The sequence below is a fragment of the Seohaeicola saemankumensis genome (genome assembly GCF_042678485.1).
GTDB classification, from domain to species: Bacteria; Pseudomonadota; Alphaproteobacteria; order Rhodobacterales; family Rhodobacteraceae; genus Seohaeicola; species Seohaeicola saemankumensis.
Genome location: NZ_JBHTKR010000005.1, coordinates 39,917 through 58,500, shown reverse-complemented (window position 1 = coordinate 58,500; position 18,584 = coordinate 39,917). Strand labels below are relative to the sequence as shown.

15 protein-coding genes and 1 pseudogene are annotated in these 18,584 nt (G+C 66.2%); 12 read left to right on the top strand and 4 right to left on the bottom strand.

All coding sequences use genetic code 11. From position 1 onward, the window contains the following. Nucleotides 1-20 precede the first annotated feature (20 nt). Nucleotides 21-1,607, bottom strand: a complete 1,587-nt coding sequence (locus tag ACFQ3C_RS12525; RefSeq protein ID WP_380792266.1) for a gamma-glutamyltransferase family protein — start codon at nucleotides 1,605-1,607, stop codon at nucleotides 21-23. Between the two features lie 433 nt (nucleotides 1,608-2,040). Here ACFQ3C_RS12525 and ACFQ3C_RS12520 point away from each other — a divergent pair, with 433 nt between their 5' ends. Further along, nucleotides 2,041-3,309 carry a metallophosphoesterase family protein gene (locus ACFQ3C_RS12520; RefSeq protein ID WP_380792263.1) on the top strand — a complete coding sequence of 423 codons (1,269 nt, stop codon included), beginning with the start codon at nucleotides 2,041-2,043 and terminating at the stop codon, nucleotides 3,307-3,309. Further along, nucleotides 3,309-6,737: an AAA family ATPase gene (locus ACFQ3C_RS12515; RefSeq protein ID WP_380792261.1), complete on the top strand. Its 3,429-nt coding sequence runs from the start codon at nucleotides 3,309-3,311 to the stop codon at nucleotides 6,735-6,737. The genes ACFQ3C_RS12520 and ACFQ3C_RS12515 overlap by 1 nt, the downstream gene beginning before the upstream one ends. A gap of 64 nt (nucleotides 6,738-6,801) precedes the next feature. On the opposite strand, the gene ACFQ3C_RS12510 is transcribed toward ACFQ3C_RS12515, so the two are convergent. Next, nucleotides 6,802-7,857, bottom strand: a complete 1,056-nt coding sequence (locus tag ACFQ3C_RS12510; RefSeq protein ID WP_380792258.1) for a flavin monoamine oxidase family protein — start codon at nucleotides 7,855-7,857, stop codon at nucleotides 6,802-6,804. A 135-nt stretch (nucleotides 7,858-7,992) separates the two neighbouring features. Between ACFQ3C_RS12510 and phnC the strand changes: the two genes are divergently transcribed. From phnC to ACFQ3C_RS12485, 5 genes and pseudogenes are all read left to right on the top strand, one after another. Beyond that, the gene (gene phnC, locus ACFQ3C_RS12505) at nucleotides 7,993-8,823 is read left to right on the top strand and encodes a phosphonate ABC transporter ATP-binding protein (protein ID WP_380792256.1); all 831 of its coding nucleotides are present in this window, start codon (nucleotides 7,993-7,995) and stop codon (nucleotides 8,821-8,823) included. 64 nt (nucleotides 8,824-8,887) lie between these two features. Then, nucleotides 8,888-9,790 (top strand): annotated as a pseudogene (gene phnD, locus ACFQ3C_RS12500) (phosphonate ABC transporter substrate-binding protein). Nucleotides 9,791-9,869: 79 nt separating this feature from the next. After that, nucleotides 9,870-10,736 carry a phosphonate ABC transporter, permease protein PhnE gene (gene phnE / locus ACFQ3C_RS12495; RefSeq protein WP_380793317.1) on the top strand — a complete coding sequence of 289 codons (867 nt, stop codon included), beginning with the start codon at nucleotides 9,870-9,872 and terminating at the stop codon, nucleotides 10,734-10,736. A gap of 2 nt (nucleotides 10,737-10,738) precedes the next feature. Further along, nucleotides 10,739-12,082, top strand: coding sequence for a phosphonate ABC transporter, permease protein PhnE (phnE, locus tag ACFQ3C_RS12490; RefSeq protein WP_380792253.1), 1,344 nt, complete (start codon nucleotides 10,739-10,741; stop codon nucleotides 12,080-12,082). A gap of 45 nt (nucleotides 12,083-12,127) precedes the next feature. Beyond that, the gene (locus ACFQ3C_RS12485) at nucleotides 12,128-12,727 is read left to right on the top strand and encodes a chloramphenicol acetyltransferase (RefSeq protein ID WP_380792251.1); all 600 of its coding nucleotides are present in this window, start codon (nucleotides 12,128-12,130) and stop codon (nucleotides 12,725-12,727) included. Nucleotides 12,728-12,733: 6 nt separating this feature from the next. Here the strand turns inward: ACFQ3C_RS12485 and ACFQ3C_RS12480 are convergent, their stop codons facing one another. Together ACFQ3C_RS12480 and phnF are read right to left on the bottom strand one after the other, a co-directional pair. Further along, nucleotides 12,734-13,918: an alpha-D-ribose 1-methylphosphonate 5-triphosphate diphosphatase gene (locus ACFQ3C_RS12480; protein ID WP_380792249.1), complete on the bottom strand. Its 1,185-nt coding sequence runs from the start codon at nucleotides 13,916-13,918 to the stop codon at nucleotides 12,734-12,736. A gap of 63 nt (nucleotides 13,919-13,981) precedes the next feature. Beyond that, on the bottom strand, nucleotides 13,982-14,695 hold the full coding sequence (phnF, locus tag ACFQ3C_RS12475) for a phosphonate metabolism transcriptional regulator PhnF (RefSeq protein ID WP_380792247.1): 714 nt from the start codon (nucleotides 14,693-14,695) through the stop codon (nucleotides 13,982-13,984). A 143-nt stretch (nucleotides 14,696-14,838) separates the two neighbouring features. Between phnF and phnG the strand changes: the two genes are divergently transcribed. Genes phnG through phnK form a run of 5 tightly spaced genes read left to right on the top strand, consistent with a single transcriptional unit; the run spans nucleotide 14,839 to nucleotide 18,572 of the window. Continuing rightward, entirely contained in the window at nucleotides 14,839-15,270 is a 432-nt protein-coding gene (phnG, locus tag ACFQ3C_RS12470) for a phosphonate C-P lyase system protein PhnG (protein WP_380792245.1), read from the top strand. Beyond that, nucleotides 15,270-15,854 carry a phosphonate C-P lyase system protein PhnH gene (gene phnH, locus ACFQ3C_RS12465; RefSeq protein WP_380792242.1) on the top strand — a complete coding sequence of 195 codons (585 nt, stop codon included), beginning with the start codon at nucleotides 15,270-15,272 and terminating at the stop codon, nucleotides 15,852-15,854. The genes phnG and phnH overlap by 1 nt, the downstream gene beginning before the upstream one ends. Beyond that, the gene (locus ACFQ3C_RS12460; RefSeq protein WP_380792239.1) at nucleotides 15,854-16,939 is read left to right on the top strand and encodes a carbon-phosphorus lyase complex subunit PhnI; all 1,086 of its coding nucleotides are present in this window, start codon (nucleotides 15,854-15,856) and stop codon (nucleotides 16,937-16,939) included. Before phnH ends, ACFQ3C_RS12460 begins: the two co-directional genes overlap by 1 nt. Further along, nucleotides 16,936-17,805 carry an alpha-D-ribose 1-methylphosphonate 5-phosphate C-P-lyase PhnJ gene (locus ACFQ3C_RS12455; RefSeq protein ID WP_380792236.1) on the top strand — a complete coding sequence of 290 codons (870 nt, stop codon included), beginning with the start codon at nucleotides 16,936-16,938 and terminating at the stop codon, nucleotides 17,803-17,805. The genes ACFQ3C_RS12460 and ACFQ3C_RS12455 overlap by 4 nt, the downstream gene beginning before the upstream one ends. Then, nucleotides 17,802-18,572, top strand: coding sequence for a phosphonate C-P lyase system protein PhnK (gene phnK, locus ACFQ3C_RS12450; RefSeq protein ID WP_380792233.1), 771 nt, complete (start codon nucleotides 17,802-17,804; stop codon nucleotides 18,570-18,572). Before ACFQ3C_RS12455 ends, phnK begins: the two co-directional genes overlap by 4 nt. Nucleotides 18,573-18,584 lie beyond the last annotated feature (12 nt).

The window sequence follows — 18,584 nt, the reverse complement described above, 5'->3', positions numbered from 1 at the left end:
TTATCCGTTCTTTTCCTTGGTCAGAAGGCAAGCGCCGCGCCATCGGCGCGGGGGTCTGATGCTGCCTCGATCAGGCCTTCGGGGTGCAGCACGACAGCACCCGCATGGCCTGCGGTATCGGAATAGGGGGCGATCATCTCGACCTCGTGGCCGGCATCTTTCAGCGCGGATACAAGGGCCGGATCGAACCGGTCTTCCAGTTTCAGGGTCGTGGTCGTCTCGCCCCAGGTCTTGCCCAGCAGCCAGCGGGGCGCGGTGACGGCCGCCTGAAGGTCCTGCCCGAACAGCACGTGGCGGGTGAAAACCGCGGCCTGCGTCTGGGGCTGGCCTTCGCCGCCCATGGTGCCATAGGCCATCACGCGCCCGTCGTTCAGCTGCGCCAGCGCCGGGTTCAGCGTGTGGAAGGGGCGACGGAACGGACCCAGCTGGTTTGGTCCCTCGGCCAGCGAGAAGCCCGCGCCGCGGTTCTGGAAGAAGACGCCCGTATCGGTGCAGGTCAGGCCCGATCCGAATTCCCAGAACACCGACTGGATGAAGCTGACAACCATGCCGTCGCGGTCCGCGGCGCCCATCCAGATCGTGTCGCCGGGTTTCGCCTCATGCGGCCAGGGCAGGGCGCGGTCCATGTCGATTTTCGCCGCCAGCGTGTCGAGATGATCCGCCTTGAGCCAGTCCTGCGCGGGTGTGGCCATCTGGTCGGGATCGCCCAGTTCGGCATTGCGCTGGATGAAGGCTTGCTTGGTCGCCTCGATCAGGCCGTGCAGATGGTCAAAACCCTCGCCTTGGCGCACGCCCAGCCGGTCGAACAGCGCAAGGATCATCAGCGATGACACGCCCTGCGTGGGCGCGATCATGTTGTAAAGCTGGCCTGCGCCGGTCGTCACGGTCAATGGCGTCACCTGATCGGCGGTGAACAGGTGGAAATCTGCCAGACGCAGCGGGCTTCCCGCATCGGCCAGAAACTGCGCATGGGTGGCGGCAATCTCGCCGCGGTAATAGTCGTCCAGCCCCACCTCGGCCAGCCGCGCCAGCGTGTTGCCAAGTGCTGTCTGGCGCAGCAGGTGGCCGGGGGCGGGGGGTTGCCCGTTGACCAGGAATGTCTCGTCAAAACCCTGAACGCCTTTCAGCGTGTCCAGCTTGGCGGCCGTTGTCATGGACTGGTTGCCGGTGACGGCGATGCCGTCCTTCGCCAGGGCGATGGCGGGCGCCAGCAGGTCCGACATTGGCAGGCGGCGGTCTTCGGGCACCAGCGCAAGGGCCTTGGCCCAGCCGTCGATCGTGCCGGGCACGGTCAGCGCCGCCAGCGGCCCGCGCGCGGGCAGGCTGCCTGTCACGCCGCGTTCGGCATACCATTCCGGTGTCGCAAGGCCGGCCGCGCGCCCGCAGCCCGAGATGCCGACGGGGGCCTGACCGGGGCGGTGGATCACCCAGAAGCCATCGCCGCCGATGCCGTTCATATGCGGATAGGCCACCGCAATGGCTGCGGCTGCGGCGACCATCGCCTCGATCGCGGTGCCGCCTGCGTTCAGGATGTCGCGTCCGGCCAGTGCAGCCGCGCGATGCGGCGCGCTCATCGCGCCATTATAGCCCATGGAAGAAGTCAGCATGTCACCATCCGATTGCCTGGGGCAGCCAAAGGGCAAGCCCGGGGAAGAAAAAGACGAGTGCCAAGGCAAGCGCCTTCAGCCCGATGAATGGCATTGCTCCCTTGCCAATGTCCAGAGTGCTTGCCTCGGGCGGGGTCGCGCGCCTGAGGCAGACCACCGATCCGCCTCAGGGCGGGGTCAGGAAAAACAAGGAACACCATCGACGAGATCCGCAAGATCGCGCAGGCCTTTATCATCAACATTGTATACAATTTATGCTGTATATCACTGTAAAGAATACAAAATGGGCGGCCTTGGATCCTGCCTGGCTGCACCGCAACTATGCATGGACGGGCCACGTCAATGCGGGATGCTCTGCTTTGGATTTGACAACCCTGGGTCATGGCGACAGGCTGGCGGTCCCGTTGTTTCCCTTCTCCAGATGGACAAATGCGTGCCCTACCGTTTCGTTCACACGGCCGATCTCCATCTTGATTCGCCGCTCAGATCGCTGGCGCTGCGCGATCCCGCGCTGGCCGAGGTGATCGGCCAGGCCAGCCGCGCCGTGTTCGAGCGGATCATCGCGCTGTGCCTTGAAGAGCAGGTCGACGCGCTACTGATCGCGGGCGATCTTTATGATGGGGCGCAAACCTCGATGAAGACCGCCCGCTTTCTGGCGCAGCAGCTCAGGCGGCTGGATGAGGCCGGGATCGAGACTTTCATCATCAAGGGCAATCATGACGCGGAGGCGCGCATCACAGGGCAGCTGATCCTGCCGCCATCCGTCACCGTGTTCGGGGCCAAGGCGGGGCTTGCGCGGCGCGACAAGGGCGATCTGCATATCGCTATCCACGGCATCAGCTTTGCCCGGCCCCATGCGCCGGACAGCCTGCTGGACCGATTCAAGGCGCCGGTGCCGGGGGCGGTCAATATCGGGATGATGCATACAAGCCTTGATGGATCGCCAGGCCATGATCCCTATGCACCCTGCCGTCTTGGCGATCTTCAGGCCAGCGGGTTCGACTACTGGGCGCTGGGGCATATTCATGCGCGCGCCCATCACCCCGGCGCGGTGCATGTCGTCATGCCGGGCATCCCGCAGGGCCGCGACATCGGCGAGGCCGGGGGAAAGTCGGTGACCCTGGTCACCGTGGCCGATGATGGCACCCTGACGGTCGAGGAGCGCAGCACCGCGCTGGCCCGGTTCGCGCGGCTTGACGTGGTGCTGGATGACGACATGGACTGGCCGGGGATCGTGTTGGCGCTGGGTGCCGCCCTGCGCGCCGCGCGCCGCGCCCATGCCGAGGATCACCTGGTCCTGCGCCCGGTGCTGACGGGGCGGACCCCGCTGCTGTGGCGGCTCAGGCGCGACATGGGGCTGCTGCTGGAAGAGGCGCGCCTGACCGCCGAGTCGATCGGCACGCTGTGGATCGACGGGATCTCGGTGGAGTGCAGCGACATGCCCCGCGCCGATACGGCCGGTCCGCTGGCGGAACTGGCGCGTGCTGTCGCGGCGATGACGACACCGCCCGCCACGCTGCCCGCGCATGTCCTGACAGAAGCTGACGCGCTGATCGACGCATTGGTGAAGGTGCTGCCGCGCGAGTTGCGCGGTATCGTCGGTGACGATCCCGAGGCGCAGGCCGCGGCGCGCGACGCGCTGCTGCGCGATGGCGCGGCCGAGGTTCTGGCCCATCTGCACGGGTTGGAGGACGGGGCCTGATGCGCCTGCGCCGCCTTGATCTGATCCGCTACGGCAAGTTCACCGACCGCAGCCTGGATTTCGGCACGCCACCGGCGAAGGGGCCGGATTTCCACATCATCTACGGGCCGAACGAGGCCGGAAAATCGACGACGATGCAGGGCTGGCTGGACCTGCTTTATGGTATCCCCGCACAAAGCCGGATGGATTTCCTGCATCCTTATGGCGCGATGCGGCTGGGGGCCTGCATGGATGCGGGCGGTGACCAGCACGAGGTGATCCGCACCAAGGGGCGGACCGGCACGTTGACCGACCCTGCCGGCAATGCACTGCCCGAGGCGATGCTTCAGGGCCTTCTGGGCGGAATCGACCGCGCGGGTTACGAGGCGATGTTCAGCTTGGATGACGATTCTCTGGAAAAGGGCGGTGAAAGCATCCTGTCCAGCCAGGGCGATCTGGGGCAGATGCTGTTCACCGCATCAAGCGGGCTGGCCGAGATGGGGCAGGCGCTGGACATATTGCGCGCCCGCGCGCAGGGCTTTTATCGTCCGGGCGGCCGCAGCGGCCTGTTGGCCGATCTGAAAAAGGAACTGGCCACGCTGGATCAATCGATCCAGGACCAGGATGTCGGCGCCCGCGATTTCGCGATACTGGCCCAGGACCGGGACAAGGCGCAGGACGCCTGGGCCAATGTCGATGCGGCGCAAAGGCTGACCGTGCGGCGGCTGCACGAGGTCGAGCGCCTGCTGGCCGCCTTGCCGCTGGCAACGCGGCTGAAGCTGCTTGAAACCGAACTGGCCGCGTTGCCCGTGGCCGCCCCGCTACCGGCGGGGTGGGCGGACGAACTGGCAGGTCTGTGGCGCGCGCATGGACAGATTGCCGTCAGGATCGAGGAGCAGGAGAGGCAGATCACCGCCATGCGCGATGAGCTGGCGGCGACGGTCGATGACCCTGCGATGCTGGCGCAAGCCGATGCGATGGCAGCCGTCGAGATGCTGAAGGCAGACCGTGACGGCGCGGTGCGCGATCTGCCCAACCGCCTGGCCGAAGCCGCCAGCCTGCAAGGGCAGATCGACGATCTGTTGCGCCAACTGGGACGCGCGGATGGCGATGCCGCCGCCTTGGTGCTGCCTGCCCCCGTGATCGCAGATCTGCGTGCCCTGATGGAACGTCATTCGGGCGTGGTCGCGGCCCTGGATGCGGCACGGGACGAAACACGCGCCGCGCTGGCGCGCCAGGCCGGGCTGGCGGCGCAAACCGGCGGCGATGATGTGACCCCGCCCGATCTGGACATGCTGGAACAGGTGATGCAAGGGGTTGCGCGCAGCGATCCGGCGGCCGCTTTGGAAAGGGCCACCGCCGCGCATCGCGCCGCCCGCGACAAGTGCGAGGGCGCCCTGGCACGGCTGTCGCCCTGGCGCGGCGACGGGGCCAAGCTTGCCGCCGTGGCCCTGCCGACATCCGGCCAGATGCAGACCTGGCGTCAGGGTCTGTCCGAGGCGCGCCATGCCATGGAACGCAGCCGCGCCGCGATCGCGCAGACCGCCGAGGAGATCACCCTGCTTCAGGCTGACCTGGAGGCCGCGGGGGCTGTCGCGCCGGTGACGATCGACCAGGCGGCCGAGGTCCGGGCCCGGCGCGAAAAGCTCTGGTCGGAGCATCGTGCCGCCTTGACGGGGGACAGTGCCGACCGGTTCGAGGCTGCGTTGCGGCAGGATGACCAGCTTGCCGCCACCCAGGCCCGCGCCGCCGCCGACGCGCATCGGCGGGCCGAGGCGCAGACCCGTCTTTCCGCCCTTGCGGCAGCGCTGGCGCGCCACCAAGCCCAGCATGACGAGGCCGTGCAGACCGACAAGGCGTGGCGGGCGGCCCTGTCCGCCGCCGTGCCGCAGGGGCTGGATCCCCAGACGACGCTGGACGCGCTTGAGGACTGGATGCGTCGCCGCGAGGGGACGCTTGAGGCATATGAGGCCGTGCAGGCCGCAGAGCGCGAGGAAAGCGCGGCCCTCGACAGGCTGCGCGCCGCGCAATCTGCGCTGGTCGCGGCGATGTCCGCCTGCGGTCACGCTGTGGCATCCGACGCGCCGCTGGAGGTGCTGATCGTCCAGGCGCGGCTGATGCTTGATCGGGGCCGCCAGCTGGCCGCGCAGGGCGCGGCAAGGGCCGCGGCTGCCGCCGATCTGGCGCAGCGACAGGCGACCGAGGCGCGAGCCACCGCCGCGATGCAGACCTGGCAGGCGGACTGGCACGCGGCCTGCGCGCGCACCGGGCTTGGGGACGCGGGTCAAACGGTCGCGGCGATGGGCGAGGCGCTGGACCTGCTGCAGCAGCTTGACCGCCATTGGACCGCTTTGCGTCAGTTGAAGGACCGCATCGCCAAGATGCAGGCCAATTGCGCGGGTTTCGATGGCGCGATGGCCGATCTGGCGCAGGCCCTCGATCTGTCCGGTGATGACGCAGGCGCGCTTTGGCCCGCGTTGCGCGACAGGCTGCAACGGGCCCGGGATGGCCAGGCCCAGGCGGGGAAGTTGCGCCAGAGGCTGCAGGAGGCCGCGCGCCTTGCGGATGAGTTGCGGCAGACACAGGCCAGGCAGGCCGCGCGGCTTGACGAGATGTGCGCGCATTTCGTGTGTGCCAGCCCCGAGGATCTGCATCGCTGCGTCGCGCAGGCGCAGCGCCGTGACGATCTGCTGGCGCAGCGCGAACAGCTGGCCCGCGACATCTGCGAGACGATGGGCACGGATCAGCTGACGCAGGCGATGACAGCGCTGGACGGGCTGGAGCGCCCGGTGCTGGCGGCGGAACGCGACGGGTTGAGCACGACACAGGCACAGCAGGCGCAGGAACTGCAGGCGCTTTACGCAACCCTGTCACAGGCGCAGGCCCGGATCGAGGCGGTCGGAGGCGACGATGCCGTGGCCCGGCTGCAAGCCGCCCGGCAGACCCTGCTGCTGCAGATCGCCGAGGAGGCGCGCGGTTTCCTGCGGCTGCGGCTGGGCGCGATGGCGGTGGATCACGCCTTGCAAGGCTATCGCGACACCCACCGCAGCGCGATGATGCAGCGCGCCTCGGATGCGTTCCGGACGATCACGCGGGGCGCCTACAGCGGTCTTGCCGCCCAATCCGAAGCCGAGCGCGAGGTGCTGGTTGCGATCAGTGCGGAAGGCGGGTCGAAACTGGCGCGCGATCTGTCCAAGGGCACGCGGTTCCAGCTTTACCTTGCGTTGCGGGTGGCAGGCTATCACGAGATCGCGGGCGCCAGAACCACGGTGCCCTTCATCGCCGATGACATCATGGAAACCTTCGACGATGACCGCGCCGCCGAGACGTTTTCCTTGCTGGCCGATATGGCTGGGGTCGGACAGGTCATCTACCTGACCCATCACCGCCATCTGTGCGAGATCGCAAGCAGCATCTGTCCGTCGGTCCGCGTCCATGCTCTGGGCTGAGCGGTTCGGCATGGATATTTGAAGCAAGAAGAACCAGGGCGTCGCAGGAGCCTCAGCGGCGGGGTCAGTGCCGGGTCAGTATTGCCTGGGCCGCGTTCTGTCCGGCGTCCAGCGCGCCTTCGATCAGCCCGGGGCTAAGGCTGGAGGTCTCGGACACCGCGATATGCAGCCGTCCGTCCAGATGCGGCTGGTGCAGGATGGCGGGGGGATGGCCAGGATGGGCCCCATCGTGATCGGCCTCTGTGCAGATCAGCGGGTTGCGGGCCCAGTCCTGTATCATGATCCGGCGGGGGTGGCCCGCGTCCGGGCCAAGACAGCGGATCAGCTGCGCGCGGATCGCCGCCTCAAGCCTGGCCGGGTCGCGCGCCTCGGGCGGCCAGCCGACAAAGCCGAAGAGCGCGGCTTGCCCGTCGATGCTGCTGTGGTCATGCACCTCGGCCAGCGGGCCGATGCGGCTGGCGATACGGCCTGACAGGTCTTGTTCGCGCCAGAACGGGCGGTCATAGAGCATCACCGCCTTGGCCTGTCCGGCCATCCATGTGGGTGTCGCGCGCATCGCCGTGATCAGGGCGGCGGGCGCATCCGGGATGGTGATGGTGGTGGCCGCGACACGCAGGGGTGTCGCCAGCACCACGTGACTGGCGCCGGTCTGGCGACCCGCGTGATCGGTCAGGATCAGCCTGTCGCCGCTGACGTCGATCCGGGTGATGCGGCGGTTCAGCTGCACGACCGCGTCAGGCAACCCCGCGCCCATGGCCTGCACCATTGCCGCCGGGCCGCCCGCGATCCGCAGCATGCCGTCCTGGCCCGGCAGAGGCGCGCGCATGGGGGCGGGGTGGTAGCCTTCGATCACCGCGTCGCCGTCATTGGCCTGCACGAAGGTGGCAAGGGCCAGCCGGCCCAGCCAGTTGGCCACGACGGGTTGATGCGGTGGCCAGACCCAGGTCGGGCCCAGATCGGCCAGCGGCTTGCCTGTTTCATCACGCAGGGCCTGGATGCGCCCGCCGATCTGCGCCGCGGCCTCGATCAGGGTGACGTTTGCGCCCTGTTCGTGCAACAAGCGGGCGCATGTCAGCCCGGCCAGTCCGGCGCCGATGATGGCGATATCGCTGCTCTGCATGATGAAACGGCCTTTCTGCCAGGGGCGGTCAGGGCGGGCCGCTGCCGCGCCTTCCTTTACAAAAAATTCACACGACCGCAACAAATCGGTTGCGCTGGCCGCGTATCCGGGTCCCGAACCGCAGAAGGGACCGCCATGTTTGCCGTGAACAAGCTGACCAAGCGCTTTGGCGCGAATACCGCCTGCGACCATGTGAGCTTTTCGGTCGCGGCGCCGAAGATGATCGGGATCATCGGCCGCTCGGGTGCCGGTAAATCGACGTTGCTGCGCATGCTGAACCGGCTGACCGATGCGACATCGGGCGAGGTCATGCACGATGGGCGCGATATCCTGACCCTCAAAGGTGCGGAAAAGCGCGCCTGGCAATCGACCTGCGCGATGATTTTCCAGCAGTTCAATCTTGTGCCCCGCATGGATGTGGTCAGCAATGTGCTGCATGGCACGTTGAGCCGCCGGTCGACCCTGGCGACCCTGTTCAACCTCTACCCGTCATCGGATATCGAACAGGCGATTGCCATTCTTGACCGTCTGGGTATCGCGGATCATGCGCCGAAACGCGCCGAGGCGCTGTCGGGCGGGCAGCAGCAGCGCGTGGCGATCGCCCGCGCCCTGATGCAGGACCCGCAGATCATCCTGGCCGATGAACCCATCGCCAGCCTTGATCCGATGAACGCCCAGGTCGTGATGGAGGCGCTGCGCCGCATCCACGAGGAAGACGGCCGCATGGTCATCGCGAACCTGCACACGCTGGATACCGCCCGGCGTTATTGCGACCGGGTCATCGGGATGCGTGACGGGCGGATCGTCTTTGACGGCACGCCCGAGCAACTGACCACGGGCGTTGCCCGCGACATCTACGGGGCCGATGCCAGCTTCAGCGAAGAGGCCACCAGCACTAGCCTCGAGGCGCTGGAGCGCAGCGAGGCCGCCGCGCGCGCCATCCGCGAAGCCGAGGCCGCCGTCTGACACGAGACTCCTGAAACCGCCCCCGTCGCCATCGCGCGGGGGTTTTTGCAAACCGGAGAAACCCATGAAGAAAATGATTGCAGCCATCGTGGCCACCACCGCCCTTGTCAGCCCTGCCATGGCACAGGACCAGATCACCGAATTCCGCATCGGCATCCTGGGCGGCGAGAACGCGCAGGACCGCATGACCTCGAACGAATGCGTCCGGGCGAAGGCGGAAGAATTGCTGGGCGTGCCCACGAAACTGTTCGCACCCGCAGATTATGACGGTGTGATCCAGGGGCTGCTGGGCGGCACGATCGACCTGGCCTGGCTGGGGGCATCGGCCTATGCCAAGACCTATCTGACCGATCCCGACGCGGTCGAGCCGGTGCTGGTCAAGGTCAATGTGGACGGCTCTTACGGCTATCACTCGATCGGGTTTGCCCGCGCCGACAGCGGCATCACCTCGTTGGAGGACATGAAGGGCAAGGTCTTTGCCTTTGGTGATCCGAACTCGACCAGCGGGTATCTGATCCCGTCCATCGAAATCCCCGAAGCGACGGGCGCCACCATGGAATCTGGCGATTAGTTCGGCGAGGTCCGGTTCGTCGGTGGGCATGAGCAGACCATCATCGCCGTCGCCAATGGCGATGTGGACGGCGGTGTGACCTGGGCCGATGGTCTGGGCGCGTGGGAAGACGGCTATAACTCGGGCGCGCTGCGCAAGGCCTCGGATGCGGGTCTGGTGGACATGAACGACCTGGTGCAGATCTGGAAATCCAGGCCGATCCCGGAAGGTCCGGTGGTTCTGCGCCGCGCGCTTCCCGAGCGTGTGAAGCTGGACGTGATCGGCATGCTGGCCGCGATGCCGGCCATGGACAAGGACTGCGCCTATAACTTCATGGCCGGTGAGGCGATGGGCCTGATGCCGATCAACCATGATGCCTATCTGTCGATCATCGAGGCGCGCAAATCCAAGATGTGATCGCGCGACATGTGCGGACTGGGCCCTGATGCGGGGCCCGGTTCTGCCTGTGGAAAAGGGGTGGGTGATGGCAGAGATCATGACTGGTGCGACGGCGGGGCCGCAGGCAAGCCTGACGCGCGTGCAGGACAGCTACATGGCGATGGTGCGCCGCAAGCAGATGTATGGCGGTATCATGATGGCGCTGTTCGTGGCGCTGATGATATCCGGTTTCATGCTGGCCGACAGTCGCAACGCGGGCGGATTCTGGTCCGGCATCGGCAACATCTTCCAGTTCCCGTCAGAGGTTCTGGCCGAAGCAGGTGAAAAGATCGATCTGCTGCCGGGGCTGATGCTGGCCTTTCTGCCCTCTCTGGTCGAGACGATCAATATCGCTGCGGCCTCGACCCTGCTGGGGGCGCTGGCGGCTATCGTGCTGTCGTTGCTGTCGACCCGGGGGCTGGCGCTTTGGCCCGGGCTGATTCCGCTGTTCCGTCGCCTGATGGACATGATGCGCGCCATCCCCGAGATCGTGATCGCGCTGGTGCTGATCTTCATCATGGGGGCAGGGCCGGTGCCTGCGATGATCGCCATCGCGATCCATACGGCGGGTGCGCTGGGCAAGCTGTTCTCCGAGGTGAACGAGAATGCCAGCCTCAAGCCGGTGGAGGGGCTGCAATCGGTGGGCGCGCGCTGGTCGCAGCGCATGGTGCTGGGCGTGATCCCGCAGGTTGCGCCGAATTACCTCAGCTATGGGCTGCTGCGGTTCGAGATCAACATCCGCGCCTCTGCGATCCTGGGCTTCGTCGGCGCCGGCGGGATCGGCTATGACCTGCGTAACGCCTTCAGCTGGGGGCAGGGCCGCTATGACGAGGTGGCGGCGATCTTTCTGCTGCTGTTCGGCACGATCGTCTTCTTCGATCAGCTGTCCGGGCATTATCGCAACAAACTGGTGGGGCGGGTCTGACCATGGCGATGCTTGATGCAACGATGCCGCGCGTGGCGGCGGCCCATGCGATGTTCCGGCGCAAGCGCCTGTTCGCGCTGGCGGTTCCCGCCGTGATCCTGGCCTATTTCGTTTATGTCCTTGTTGCCTTCGACATCGCGGGGCTTGCGGACCGCGCCCGGATGGACAATGCGAAGATCCTTGTGGCCGACAGCTACAGCTACAAGACCCATGTGACGCGCGACAACCGCAATGGCGGCATCAGCATCGCGATCGAGGGCGAGACCAAGGGCACCTATCCGCAGGGCATGACCCCGGACTGGGTGCGGCTGACGGGCGATGATGGCGCGATCATCACCTTGCCGGGCGCGCATGGCGTTGACATCGCAGGCGATGTGACCCGCGTCACGATACCCGATTACGGTGTGATCACCCTGACCGCGACAGCGCGGGGAGTGGATATGGACCTGCCCACGGCCGAGGTGCCGGGCTGGATCAATGCCGCCGCCAACCGGGTGATGATCACGACCGATGCGGGCCGCATCAGCATGACCCGCGCCCGGACGGAAGTGTTCCGCTATTCCTTCGGGTGGGAGCTGTTCTGGTTCACGCTGGACAGCCCGTTTTACGGAAAATCCCCGCGTGAGCTGGCCGCTCTGGCCCTGTCGGGGGAACGGGTGGTTCCCGACCGGTCGAACCTGTCGGCGATGGTGCATGATGTCTGGAACAACCGGATGTGGCGGCACAAGGATGTGGTCTGGGCGATCTTCGAGACGATCCTGATGGCGTTTCTGGGCACGATGGGGGCGGCGCTGGTCGCGCTGCCGCTGGCCTTCATGGCGGCGCGCAACTTCATGGCGCTGGGCACGGTGCGTTTCGCCCTGCGCCGCCTGTTCGATTTCGTACGGGGTGTGGATGGGCTGATCTGGACGATCATCCTCAGCCGCGCCTTCGGGCCCGACCCGCTGACCGGGGCGCTGGCGATCCTGATCACGGATACCGGCGGCTTCGGCAAGATGTTTTCCGAGGCGCTGGAAAATGTCGATGACAAGCAGATCGAGGGCCTGCACTCCACCGGCGCGAAGCCGCTGCAGCGATACCGCTTTGGCGTGATCCCCCAGATCATGCCGATCCTGGCCAGCCAGGTGCTGTATTATCTGGAAAGCAACACGCGCAGCGCGACGGTGATCGGCGCGATCACCGGGGGCGGCATCGGTCTGCTGTTGACGCAGGCGATCATCACCCAGAAGGATTGGGAAGAGGTGAGCTATTACATCGTGCTGATCGTGTTGATGGTCATGGTGATGTACACGGTGTCGGGCGCGTTGCGACGGCGGCTGATCAAGGGCGACGGCAGCGGGCATTGAGAGCGGGTCAATGAGTATTTGCAGAACGATGAAAGGCGGGATGTCGTGAAGGACCTGAAAGGCGATGCGCCCATGTTGCATCCCGATTGCGAGATCACGGATGTCACATTCGGCGGCTGGTGCGAGGTGGGGCGCGGATCGCGGATCACGCATTCCCGGATCGGTAACTACAGCTATTGCGATCGTTATTGCGATATCGCCAATGCCACGGTCGGCATGTTCGCCAATATCGCAAGCTTCGTGCGGATCGGGGCCACGGATCATCCGTTGGACCGCGCTTCGCTGCATCATTTCATGTATCGTAGTGCCGCCTACTGGCCTGATGCGCAGGATGATGCGGATTGGTTCGAAAAGCGGCGCGCGCGGCGGACAGTGATCGGGCATAACGCCCAGATCAAGCCCGAGGTGACCGTGGGCCATGGCGCCGTTGTCGCATCGGGGGCGGTGGTCACGCGCGATGTGCCGGCCTATGCCATCGTGGCGGGCGTGCCGGCGCGGGTGATCCGCATGCGCCTGCCCGAAGATCTGGCTGCCCGCATGATCGCGCTGGCCTGGTGGGACTGGGATCATGCGCTGCTGCGTGCCGCACTGGACGATTTCCGCAAGCTGCCGGTCGCCGATTTCCTGGACAGATACGAAGGCTGAGACCATTCATTCAGCGGCGAGGGCCAATCCCGCCCGGCCGCCAAGGAAGCGGCGCGCCGCCTCGCCCGTCAGATGGGTCAGACGGCCCGCGACCAGCGTCGCCTCGACCTGCCGGGTGGTGGCGTTGATCACGCAAAGATCGGCGCGCTTGCCATGATCGATGATGCCCCTGTCCGAAAGGTGCAGGATCTGCGCCGGGCGGGCAGAGATCATGGCCCAGGCGGCGGGCAGATCCATCACCCCGTCATCGACAAGCCGGAAGGCCGCGCGCGCAAGGGCAGGGTAGTAATAATCCGAGACCAGGGCATCGCAGAGGTCGCGCCGGATCAGATCGACGGCCGCGATATTGCCGGATTGCGAGCCACCGCGCACCACGTTGGGCGCGCCCATCAGCACCGGGTCGTTCACGGCGCGGGCAAGGGCCGCGGCGGATCGCGTGGTGGGGAATTCGCAGATCCGCGCGCCGATCATCGAAAACCGTTCGCGCGTTTCGCCATCCGGGTCGTCATGGCTGCCGTAATGAACGCCCAGTGTATCGAAAGCCTCGGCCAGGCGGCACAGGTAGCGCGGCACCTGGTGGGATTGCTTGCGCGCAGTCTCGACCAGGGCCAGTTGCGCCTCGGGGGTGCGGCCGGATTTCGCGGCCCAGAGCGCCAGTTCAACCGGCCGCGCCTGCGCCAGGGTCAGCGCCTCGTCCAGGTGGTTGTTGAACACCACATAGTCGATCCCGAAGCGGCGCACGGCGGCCAGCAGCCTGTCGGCGGTATCGACGGTATGCGTCTCGACCCGCAGTTGCAGGCGCAGATCGGTCATCAGATGCGCCCGCAGGCTCGACAGCGCCTGCATCATGTCTTCGGCCGCCTCGGGGCTGCGATGCCCGCCTTCCCAGGACCAGCTTTGCGCCAGCCAGGCGGTTGTCACACCGTTGGCGGCGGCGTCGCGGTCAGTGGCATGCAGCCCGGTTTCAAGCGGAAACGGCGCAGAGGGGCGCGGTGCGATGTGCCGCTCGAAGGCATCGCCATGCAGGTCGATGATGCCGGGCAGGACAAGATAGCCGGTCAGGTCCACCTCTGGCAGCGGCCCCTTGGAGATCACGCCGCCTTCGATCGCGACGGAGCGTTTCTGCATCTTGCCGTCGCGCAGCGTGGTGGCGCCGACAAGGCGCAAGGGGGGGTGAAATTGGACTGACATCATCGGTTCCCTGATTGGCTGGGCCTGTGGATAACCGACAATCGTATCTGTTCTGTGACGGTTTCAGCCGTCTTGCGACATGATCAGCGTGACGTGATCGCCGACAAAGACCGTGCGGCCGAATTCGACGGGCTGCCCGTCTGGCCCATGGTTGATGCCCAGGCTTTGCAGGACCGGATCGCCCTCGCGCAGCATCAGGTGACGCGCCTGCATGGCGGTGGCGCGGCGCGCCGACAACCGCGTGACCGCGCGGATGTAATCGGGCACCCCGCAGGCGGCCAGAGCCTGGGTGACAGATCCGGTACGGCGCAGATGCTCTGGCAGATCGGGCAGGCTGTCCGCAGGAAAGGTGCTGATGAAATGGGCGATGGGCAAGCCATCGGCCAGCGAGATCCCCTCGGCACGGTGAACCCTTGCGCCTGGGGGGAGCGACAGCGCCTCGGCCTCGTCGGGGTCGGCGTGGCGGGTGTCGATATGCAGAAAGACCTTTTCCGGCAGGCGTCCCGCCGCTGCAAGGTTCTGGTGAAAGCGCACCCGCTTGCCCAGGGGATAATCCGTCGCCGGGCGCGTCACGAAGGCCCCGGCTCCGCGCCGTGTGGTGACGGTGCCATCCTCGACCAGACCGGACAGGGCATGACGCACCGTATGGCGGTTCACGCCAAAGCGCCGTGCAAGCGCGGCCTCGGTCGGCAGGCGATCGCCGGGCCGGAACTGTCCGGCGGCAATTTCGGCGCGCAGCGTTTCTGCGATCGAGGACCAGAGCGGTGTTGTCGTCATGGAGTGTCACCAAAATTTCATGAAGCCGCGCTTGCGGAAAAGGCGGGTAGTCGGTAAGAATTTGTCTAGTTGTATAGTAGTATAGACAACTCGGCAAGATGTCTGGTTGCACGTGCTCTATGCGCGGGAAAAAGGGGGCGGCGATGGATCGCAAGGAATGGATGGGGCTGCTGGCCCGCGCACCGGCTGATGCACTGGATCGCCTGTGGCAGGGCCTTGGGGTTGCGCCCAGGTTTCGCTGGTTGCGCCAGCCCGAGGTGGGGGCCGTCATGGTGAAGGGGCGCATGGGCGGCACCGGCGCGCCGTTCAATCTTGGCGAGATGACGGTGACCCGCTGTGCGCTTGCGCTGGAGGGTGACGCGGTGGGCCACGCCTATGTGCAGGGGCGCAACAAGCGGCAGGCGGAACAGGCCGCATTGGTCGATGCGCTGATGCAGGGGCCGACGGCCGCGCAGGTGCGTGCCGCGCTGCTGGAACCGCTGGCCGCCCAGATGCAGGCCGGGCGGGCTGCGCGCGCGGCCAAGGCGGCGGCCACGAAGGTCGAATTTTTCACGCTGGTGCGGGGGGATGAATGATGGATAGGGCGGTGATGACCGGCGGCTTTGACGATCCGCCGATCCAGGCGGCACGGGGTTTTCGCGCGGCGATGACGGCGATGGCGCGGCCCGGCGAAATCGTGACCGTGACCGGGGCTGTCGCGCCCGCGCCGGCAAGCGCGGCGGCGGCTGTGCTGCTGCTGGTGCTGTGCGATCCGGATACGCCCGTCTGGTTGGCGCCTTCGCATGACAGCGATGCCTTGCGCCGCTGGATCGCCTTTCACACCGGCGCGCCCGTGGTGGATGCGCGCGGCGATGCGGCCTTTGCGCTTGGCGCCTGGGATAGCCTTTTGCCGCTGGCGGCGTATCGGATCGGCACGCCCGCCTATCCCGACCGATCCGCCACGCTGATCGTCGAGATGGATCGTCTGCGATCGGCGGGCCCGGTTCTGACGGGTCCGGGCATCAAGGATGCGGCATGTCTGAACCTGCCCGATGTGCCGGCCTTGCAGGCCAACCGCGCCCTGTTTCCACTGGGGCTGGACTTCTTTCTTACCTGTGACGACAGGCTGGCGGCTCTGCCGCGCAGCACGGTTGTCCGCGATCCGGCAGAGGTGTCCTGATGTATGTGGCTGTCAAAGGCGGCGAGCGGGCGATCGAGAATGCCCATGCCTGGCTGGCCGAAGAACGGCGCGGCGATCCGTCCCTGCCGGAACTGAGCCTGGCGCAGATCCGCGAACAGATGGCGCTGGCGGTGAACCGGGTGATGGCGGAAGGATCGCTTTATGATCCCGATCTGGCCGCGCTGGCGATCAAACAGGCGCGCGGTGATCTGATCGAGGCGATATTCCTGATCCGCGCCTATCGGACCACGCTGCCCCGGTTCGGGTCCTCTTGTCCGGTGGATACGGGCGAGATGGCCTGCGACAGGCGCATCTCGGCCACGTTCAAGGATGCACCCGGCGGGCAGGTGCTGGGGCCGACCTTCGACTACACGCATCGCCTGCTGGATTTCAAACTGGCCGCCGAAGGCGCGGTGCCGCCCGCCGCGCAGGCCGCGCCGCAGGCAGGCCCGGTGCCGCATATCACGGAATTCCTGAACCGTGACGGGTTGATCCAGGCCGAGGCGCGCAGCGACGCGGTGCCACCGGACCTGACCCGCGAACCGCTGGAATTTCCTGCCAACCGCGCCCTGCGGCTGCAATCGCTGACGCGCGGGGACGAGGGGTTCGTGCTGGGCATGGCCTATTCCACGCAGCGCGGCTATGCGCGCAACCACGCCTTTGTCGGCGAATTGCGGATCGGTCGCGTGCCGGTCGAGATGGAGATCCCCGAACTGGGTTTCTCTATCGCGATCGGCGAGGTCGAGCTGACCGAATGCGAAACCGTCAACCAGTTTGCGGGATCAAAGACGGAACCTGCACAATTCACCCGTGGGTACGGGCTGGTCTTTGGACAGACCGAGCGCAAGGCGATTTCCATGGCGCTGGTGGACCGGGCGCTGCGCTGGCGCGAGCTGGGCGAGGATAATCTGGGCGCGCCCGCGCAGGACGAGGAATTCGTGCTGTCCCATGCCGACAATATCCAGGCGACCGGGTTTCTGGAACATATCAAGCTGCCCCATTACGTCGATTTCCAATCCGAGATGGAACTGGTGCGCCGCTTGCGCGCCAAGGCTGAAGCTGCCGCACAGGAGGCCGTGGAATGAGCGATTACAACTTTGCCTATCTGGACGAGCAGACCAAGCGGATGATCCGCCGCGCCATCCTCAAGGCGCTGGCCGTGCCCGGCTACCAGGTGCCCTTCGCCAGCCGCGAAATGCCGATGCCTTACGGCTGGGGTACGGGCGGCGTGCAGGTCAGCGCCGCCTGCCTGATCCCCGAGGACCGGTTGAAGGTGATCGACCAGGGGGCCGACGACACCACGAATGCCGTGTCGATCCGGCGGTTTTTCGAAAAAACGGCGGGTGTCGCCAACACGGGTCGTACCTCCGAGGCGACGCTGATCCAGACGCGCCACCGCATCCCCGAAGAGCCGCTGACGCGCGACCAGATCCTGGTCTATCAGGTGCCGATCCCGGAACCCCTGCGCTTTCTGGAACCGCGCGAGACCGAGACCCGCAAGATGCATGCGCTTGAGGAATACGGGCTGGTGCATGTGAAGCTTTACGAGGATATCGCCCGGCATGGGCAGATCGCGACATCCTACGCCTATCCGGTCAAGGTCGAGGGGCGTTACGTGATGGACCCCTCTCCGATCCCGAAATTCGACAATCCCAAGCTGGAAAGCGAGGCGATCCAGCTGTTCGGCGCGGGGCGTGAGCAGCGCATTCACGCGCTGCCCCCCCATTGCAAGGTGGTCAGCCTTGATTTCGATGATCACCCTTTCGTGGCCAGCAAGGCCGATCATGACTGTGATCTGTGCGGTTCCGGCACCTCTTATCTGGATGAGGTGATCGTGGATGACGCGGGTGGGCGCATGTTCGTCTGTTCCGACACGGATTATTGCGAGACGCGCCGCGCTGCGGGGCATCTGGGGCGGCTTGCCGCGCCGGGACAGGAGGATGCGGCATGACCCCGCTGTTGCAGGTGACCGGCCTGACCAAACGCTATGGCGCGCGGATCGGTTGTGCGGATGTGAGTTTCGATCTTTACCCTGGCGAGGTGATGGGGATCGTGGGCGAAAGCGGTTCGGGCAAATCAACGCTGCTGAACTGTCTGGCCGGGCATCTTGAGGCGGATAGTGGCCAGGTGATGTTCGACACCCGTACCGATGGGCTGCGCGATATGCGGGCCATGTCCGAACCTGAACGGCGGATGCTGGCGCGCACCGACTGGGCTTTCGTGCATCAGAACCCGCGCGACGGGTTGCGGATGGGCGTCAGCGCGGGCGGAAATGTCGGCGAGCGGCTGATGGCCGTGGGCGCGCGCCATTACGGCGATATCCGCAGGCAAGCGCTGGATTGGCTGGACCGGGTCGAGATCGCGGCAGACCGGATCGACGACCGCCCCACGGCCTTTTCCGGCGGGATGCAGCAGCGTTTGCAGATCGCGCGCAACCTGGTGACCGGGCCGCGTCTGGTGTTCATGGATGAACCAACCGGCGGGCTGGATGTCAGCGTGCAGGCGCGGCTGCTGGACCTGCTGCGCGGTCTGGTGCGCGAGATGGGGCTGAGTGCGGTCATCGTGACCCATGATCTGGCGGTGGTGCGGCTGCTGGCGCATCGGCTGATGGTGATGAAATCGGGCCATGTGGTCGAGGCGGGTCTGACCGATCAGGTGCTGGACGATCCGCAGCATGGGTATACGCAATTGCTGGTTTCCAGCGTGTTGCAGGCATGAGCGGGGGCATGG

Bases quoted from the DNA above. Each gene is read 5' to 3' on its own strand.
- ACFQ3C_RS12525 (WP_380792266.1), bottom strand. From the start codon at position 1,607: ATGCTGACTTCTTCCATGGGCTATAATGGCGCGATGAGCGCGCCGCAT.
- ACFQ3C_RS12515 (WP_380792261.1), top strand. From the start codon at position 3,309: ATGCGCCTGCGCCGCCTTGATCTGATCCGCTACGGCAAGTTCACCGAC.
- ACFQ3C_RS12510 (WP_380792258.1), bottom strand. From the start codon at position 7,857: ATGCAGAGCAGCGATATCGCCATCATCGGCGCCGGACTGGCCGGGCTG.
- phnC (WP_380792256.1), top strand. From the start codon at position 7,993: ATGTTTGCCGTGAACAAGCTGACCAAGCGCTTTGGCGCGAATACCGCC.
- phnE (WP_380793317.1), top strand. From the start codon at position 9,870: ATGACTGGTGCGACGGCGGGGCCGCAGGCAAGCCTGACGCGCGTGCAG.
- phnE (WP_380792253.1), top strand. From the start codon at position 10,739: ATGGCGATGCTTGATGCAACGATGCCGCGCGTGGCGGCGGCCCATGCG.
- ACFQ3C_RS12480 (WP_380792249.1), bottom strand. From the start codon at position 13,918: ATGTCAGTCCAATTTCACCCCCCCTTGCGCCTTGTCGGCGCCACCACG.
- phnF (WP_380792247.1), bottom strand. From the start codon at position 14,695: ATGACGACAACACCGCTCTGGTCCTCGATCGCAGAAACGCTGCGCGCC.
- phnG (WP_380792245.1), top strand. From the start codon at position 14,839: ATGGATCGCAAGGAATGGATGGGGCTGCTGGCCCGCGCACCGGCTGAT.
- phnH (WP_380792242.1), top strand. From the start codon at position 15,270: ATGGATAGGGCGGTGATGACCGGCGGCTTTGACGATCCGCCGATCCAG.
- ACFQ3C_RS12460 (WP_380792239.1), top strand. From the start codon at position 15,854: ATGTATGTGGCTGTCAAAGGCGGCGAGCGGGCGATCGAGAATGCCCAT.
- ACFQ3C_RS12455 (WP_380792236.1), top strand. From the start codon at position 16,936: ATGAGCGATTACAACTTTGCCTATCTGGACGAGCAGACCAAGCGGATG.
- phnK (WP_380792233.1), top strand. From the start codon at position 17,802: ATGACCCCGCTGTTGCAGGTGACCGGCCTGACCAAACGCTATGGCGCG.